The sequence below is a fragment of the Mesorhizobium sp. M7A.F.Ca.US.005.03.2.1 genome, assembly GCF_003997795.1.
In the GTDB taxonomy this organism is placed as follows: Bacteria; Pseudomonadota; Alphaproteobacteria; order Rhizobiales; family Rhizobiaceae; genus Mesorhizobium; species Mesorhizobium ciceri.
In genome coordinates this window covers 1-1,343 of record NZ_RZRP01001222.1, presented here as the reverse complement: position 1 = coordinate 1,343, position 1,343 = coordinate 1, and the positions used below count along the sequence as shown (strand labels likewise).

At 64.3% G+C, this 1,343-nt stretch carries 2 protein-coding genes; both read left to right on the top strand.

Annotated features, from left to right (window positions below):
* Positions 1-46 precede the first annotated feature (46 nt).
* On the top strand, positions 47-703 hold the full coding sequence (locus tag EN991_RS36465; protein ID WP_245461178.1) for a hypothetical protein: 657 nt from the start codon (positions 47-49) through the stop codon (positions 701-703).
* A gap of 161 nt (positions 704-864) precedes the next feature.
* A partial coding sequence (locus tag EN991_RS36460; protein WP_127370533.1) for an LLM class flavin-dependent oxidoreductase occupies positions 865-1,343 on the top strand: 479 nt, incomplete at its 3' end.

Here is a 1,343-nt window from a genome sequence, read left to right as displayed (position 1 = left end):
CAGCACCGGCCCCTGGAGGCGCAGCTGATCGAAGACCGACTGCCAGTTGACGCTGGCGGCCGCGCGCGCCGCCAGCGTCAACTGGCAGTCGGTCTTCGATCAGCTGCGCCTCCAGGGGCCGGTGCTGTGGGCCGCACTTGCGCCGCCGGAGCGGGCAAGGCTGGTGCGCCAGCTGCGCGTGTTCTGGGACGTGCATCGCTTCAGGATCGCGCCGCAGGTCGCCGCCGTGCTCGACCGGCGTCATGCCGCCGGTACAGTCGACACCATTGCCGCCAGGCTTGTCGCGTCGAACGACGAGGACGGCAGCCTGGCTGTCAGCTTTCAACGGCGCGGGCAGACCCGGATCGAGACGATGCGCTTCGCTGCCGTCATCAACACCACCGGTCCGGCCCATGGGCAGGCGCTGCAGCTGAACCCGGCGCTAAGCTCGCTGGCGGAAGCCGGCTTGATCAGGACGGACCAATATGGGCTTGGCATCGAGACAGGTCTCGACAGCCGCGCGATCGGCCGGGACGGCGCGGCGGTCGCGACACTCCTGGTCGCCGGCCCGCTGGCACGAGGGACTTTCGGCGAGCTCATGGGTCTGCCGGAAGTCGCCCGCCATGCCCAGACGGTCGCGGTTGAAATTGCCAAGCTGCTGGTAACGCTGCCGTCAGCGCAGGCCATCGGCCCCAATGCCGCGCACCGTCCACACGTGGGCTGACACCTGCGGGCCGGGTTCGGCAGCGAAAATTGGTATTTCCGTCCCAAGAGCGCCCCAAAAACGGAAAATCCTTCTTTGTATATATATTCTATAAACATAATAAATATCGGAGCCGGCGCGACCGGAGCGATCAACGACACGGCCTGAATGGGAGACAGTTCATGGCACATGCAGAAGCCGATCCGATCAAATTCGCCTATTGGGTGCCGAATGTTTCGGGCGGCCTGGTGATTTCCAACATCGAGCAGCGCACCAACCATTCTGCCGAGTACAATCGCAAGCTGGCGCAGATCGCCGAGAAGGCCGGCTTCGATTACGCGCTCAGCCAGATACGTTTCACCGCCGGCTACGGCGCCGACGAACAGCATGAATCGGTGGCGTTCAGCCATGATCTGCTGGCGGCGACCACGACGCTCAAGGTCATCGCGGCGATCCTGCCAGGACCATGGAACCCGGCGCTGGCGGCCAAGCAGATCGCCACCATCAGCTACCTGACCAACGGCCGCGTCGCGATCAACCTCGTCTCCGGCTGGTTCCGTGGCGAGTTCCATGCCATCGGCGAGCATTGGCTCGATCATGACGAGCGCTATCGCCGCTCGGAGGAATTCATCCGTGCGCTGCGCGGAATATGGACTGAAGA